4 protein-coding genes are annotated in these 3,784 nt (G+C 73.5%); 2 read left to right on the top strand and 2 right to left on the bottom strand.

The features are described from left to right. Positions 1-452: DUF697 domain-containing protein (locus tag HW577_RS22355; protein WP_232475156.1), on the top strand; the 452-nt coding region annotated here is incomplete at its 5' end. Between the two features lie 53 nt (positions 453-505). Here the strand turns inward: HW577_RS22355 and HW577_RS22350 are convergent. Next, complete coding sequence (locus HW577_RS22350; RefSeq protein ID WP_332837785.1) at positions 506-1,546, bottom strand: amidohydrolase family protein; 1,041 nt, start codon at positions 1,544-1,546, stop codon at positions 506-508. Next, the gene (locus HW577_RS22345) at positions 1,543-2,790 is read right to left on the bottom strand and encodes a flavin-dependent oxidoreductase (RefSeq protein WP_198378320.1); all 1,248 of its coding nucleotides are present in this window, start codon (positions 2,788-2,790) and stop codon (positions 1,543-1,545) included. Before HW577_RS22345 ends, HW577_RS22350 begins: the two co-directional genes overlap by 4 nt. A 114-nt stretch (positions 2,791-2,904) precedes the next feature. Here HW577_RS22345 and HW577_RS22340 point away from each other — a divergent pair, with 114 nt between their 5' ends. Continuing rightward, complete coding sequence (locus HW577_RS22340) at positions 2,905-3,708, top strand: SDR family oxidoreductase (protein ID WP_198378319.1); 804 nt, start codon at positions 2,905-2,907, stop codon at positions 3,706-3,708. The last annotated feature ends 76 nt before the right edge of the window (positions 3,709-3,784 follow it).

Below are 3,784 nucleotides of genomic sequence, written 5' to 3'. Positions count from 1 at the left end.
CCCGCATCGAGGGGCTGGCGGGCATGCCGTCCGACGCCGCGCGCGCGCTGGTGGAAGCGCGGCTGCTCGCGCCGCTGGCCGAGGAAGCGGCGGGGCTTGGGCGTGCGGCGGCGATGCAGGCCTTCGCCGTCACCGCGGTCAGCCCCTCGCCGGGGCTCGATGCGGTGATCTTCGCCTGGCGCGGCATCCGGCTCGTGCGGCAGGTCGCGGCGCTGCACGGGATGCGGCCGGGGCTCGCGGGCACCATCGCGCTGCTGCGCCGGATCGCGACGGATGCGGCGATGGTCGCGGCCACGGACATCGCGGTCGATGCGATGGTGCGTGCAGTGCTGAGTAGCCGCCTGGCCGAGCATGTGGCGGGCGAGGCGGCGGCCGGCGCGGTCGCGGCGCGGCGGATGATCCTGCTCGCCCGCGCGACGGACGAGGCGTGCCGGATCCTGCCTCGGGCCTGATCCGCCGATGGCAGCGGCCGTGCCGCCGGGTCAGTCCGCGCAGGAGAGGCGCATCACGGCGTGGCCGCGATGACGCCGTCCAGCCGGTAGAAGCGCGCCGCGCTGCGCCAGAACAGGTCCGCCTTCTCCTCGGCCGTCGCACCCGCGGTGACGCGCTTGAAGGCGTTCCACCCCACGGCGTAGCCGTAGCCGCCCTTGTCCACAGGGAAGTTGCTTTCGAACATGCAGCGCCGGCTGCCGAACAACTCGATGCAGCGTTCCATCCAGGGCCGCCACGCCTCGGCCAGCATGGCGGAGGAGGGGGCGATCTCCGCATCCTCCAGCCCGAAGCCCGGCAGCCGCATGCCGAGCCCGCCGCATTTGACCATCACGTTCGGGCAGCGGGCGAGGTCGGCCATATGCGCCGACCACGTCGCGAACACCTGGTCCCGCCGGCCCGCATAGCGCCCGATGCCGAGGATGCCGCCGCAATGGTCGAGCACCATCGGCACGTCGGGGCAGGCGCGGGCGAGCGCGGCCAGGCGCGGGATCTGGTGGAAGTAGATCCAGGCATCGAAGGACAGGCGGCGCCTGCCCAGTTCCGCGATGCCGGCGCGGAAGCCCGCGCTGTCCAGCATGTCCTCCGCCGGCGTGTAGGCGGGGTTGAGCATCTCCGGGTCCGCATCCCAGGTCGCGATGTGGCGGATGCCGCGGAAGCGCCCATTGCCGGCTGCGATATGCGCGTCCAGCGCCTCGCCCGCCGCCGCGCCGCGCGTCAGGTCGGCGAAGCCCACGATGCCCGCGCAGATACGCGGCGTGCCGTAGACGCCGCTCTCGCACATGGCCGCGACGCCGGCGGCGAACTGCGTCTCGCCCACCGGGCGAAGATGTTCGGGCCCGTCGGCGCGGTGGAAGGCGCGCGCCTGCACCAGCACCGTCGCGCGCACATCGTGGCCGCTGCGCAGGTCGGCCAGCATCTCGTCCAGCAGGTAGCGCCAGCCCGGCCGGTCCCACAGGTGGTGATGCGGGTCGATGATGGGCTGGGCGGGATCGAGGATCTCCTCCTGCCGCGCCGCGAGCCAGTCCTCCCGGACGGCGATGTAGTGCGTGCTCACGCGGCGCGCCTGGGCGGGGCGAGGCTCGGCCGCGCGTTCAGCGTCGCCGGCTCGAAGCCCGCCAGGCGCTTGTAGTGCGCGGCGATCTCCGCGCGCTCGGCCTGCGGCATGATGGCCTCGATGTCGGCGAAGCCCCCCGGCGCGCGCGCCTCGGCGATGTCGAGCACGATGTCGGGCCCGTCCCCGCGCGTGGCGTCCAGCAGCGCGGCCGTCGCAGGGCGGCGGATCGCCTCATAGGCTTCCAGCGCCGCGACGGGGTCGGCGATGGTGGCGAGCTTCAGCGCCAGCGTCCGCGCATCGAGGATGCCCTGGGACGCGCCGTTCGATCCGATCGGGTAGAGCGGATGCGCCGCGTCGCCGAGCAGCGTGACGCGCCCATGCGTCCAACGCGGCAGCGGGTCGCGGTCCACCATCGGGAATTCGAACACGGACTGCGCCGTGCGGATCAGCGCGGGGATGTCGAGCCAGTCGAAGCGCCAGTCGCGGAAGCTGTCCTGGAAATCCTCGACGCGGCCGGGGCGGTTCCAGTCCTCCCGCTTCCATTCCTGGTTCGGGTCGACGCGGCGTTCGGCGATCCAGTTGGTCAGCTTGCGGCCATCGGGCAGGTCGGCGATCGGGTAGACCACGAACTTCTCGTCGCGGTTGCCCGCGACCGCCATGGTCGCGCCGGTCAGGAAGGGGTCCGCGATGCTCGTCGCACGCCAGAGGATGGCGCCGTTCCACTTGGGCGGGCCCTCGTTCGGGTACAGCAGCGCGCGCGCCACGGAATGGATGCCGTCGGCCGCGACCAGCACCTCCCCGCGCGCCGTCACCCCGCCGGCGAAGCGCGCCGTCACGCCGAGGTCGTCCTGCGCGAAGCCCTCGAGCCGCGCGCCGAGATGGATGCGCGCATCGCCCAGCCGCTCCCGCGCCGCCTCCAGCAGCACAAGGTGCAGCCGCCCGCGATGGATCGAGACCTGCGGCCAAGTGTAGCCGGCATGGCGGCCGCGCGGCTCGGACCAGATCATCTGGCCGAAGCGGTTGGCATAGGCGAGTTCGCGCGTGACGATGCCCGCCCCCGCGACGCGGTCCTGCAGGCCGAGCTCGGTCAGTTCCCGCATGGCATGCGGCAGCACGTTGATGCCGACGCCCAGGGGGCGGATCTCGGACGCCGCCTCGAACACCTCGACCTCGATCCCGGCCTCGTGCAGCGCGAGCGCCGCCGTCAGGCCACCGATCCCCCCGCCCGCGATGATGACGCGCATGCCGGCTTCTCCCTCCGTCGGGCCGGAACATAGCGCCCCGAGCCGGAAGGACCAGGGCTTCGCGCGGCGCCGCGGAAGGTCCAGGCTGGCGCGACCAGACAAGGGGGAAACGCCATGGCCCGAACCGTCCTGATCACCGGCGCAGCCGGCGGCATCGGCCGCGCAATGGTCGCAGCGACGCTCGTGGCCGGGCACCGGGTCGCGGCGCTCGATCGCGACGAGGCCGGGCTCGCCGCACTCGCCGCCGCCCATCCGGGCGCGACGCTTGCGCCGATCGTCGCGGACCTCTCGACCGTGGAAGGCTGCGCGGCGGGCATCGATGCCGCGGTCGCGCGCTACGGCGCGGTCGAGGCGGTGGTGAACAATGCCGGCATCGGCGTCTCGAGCCTGCGGCCGGATGCGGAGACGCGCATCCCGACCATCGATGAGCTCGACGCCGCGACCTGGGACCGCTTCTTCGCCATCAATGTCCGCGCGCCGATGCTGCTGGTCCGCGCCGCGCTGCCGATGATGCGTGCGGCGGGCTGGGGCAGGGTGGTCAACAACACCACGTCGTTCCGCACCATGCTGCGCGTGCTGCCCTACGGCGCGACCAAGGCGGCGCTCGAATCCGCCTCCGCCATCTGGGCGGACGAACTGAAGGAGAGCGGCATCACCGTGAATGTGCTGATCCCGGGCGGGCCGACCGACACGCCCTTCATCGGGCCGGGCGCATCCTGGCCGCGCGAGCAGATGCTGCGCCCCGCCATCATGGGCCCGCCGCTGGCCTGGCTGCTGTCGGAGGACGCACGGGGCATCACGGGCCAGCGCATCACCGCCGGGCGCTGGGACTCCGCCGCGCCGGAGGCCCCCGCGGCCATGCGCCCGATCGGCTGGCCGGAACTCGGTGCGGATGCGGTCTGGCTAGCGGCCCGCTGAGCCGATCCGGGCCGCGACGGCGCGCGCCGCCGCCGCGGTGCCGTCCGCCCCGGCGGAGTCAGGTCGGGAGAGCAGA

This window comes from Neoroseomonas rubea, assembly GCF_016106015.1.
In the GTDB taxonomy this organism is placed as follows: Bacteria; Pseudomonadota; Alphaproteobacteria; order Acetobacterales; family Acetobacteraceae; genus Neoroseomonas; species Neoroseomonas rubea.
Note: the sequence above shows the minus strand (reverse complement) of the source record. Positions and strands in the feature narration are given on the sequence as shown.

Bases quoted from the DNA above. Each gene is read 5' to 3' on its own strand.
- HW577_RS22340 (WP_198378319.1), top strand. From the start codon at position 2,905: ATGGCCCGAACCGTCCTGATCACCGGCGCAGCCGGCGGCATCGGCCGC.
- HW577_RS22345 (WP_198378320.1), bottom strand. From the start codon at position 2,790: ATGCGCGTCATCATCGCGGGCGGGGGGATCGGTGGCCTGACGGCGGCG.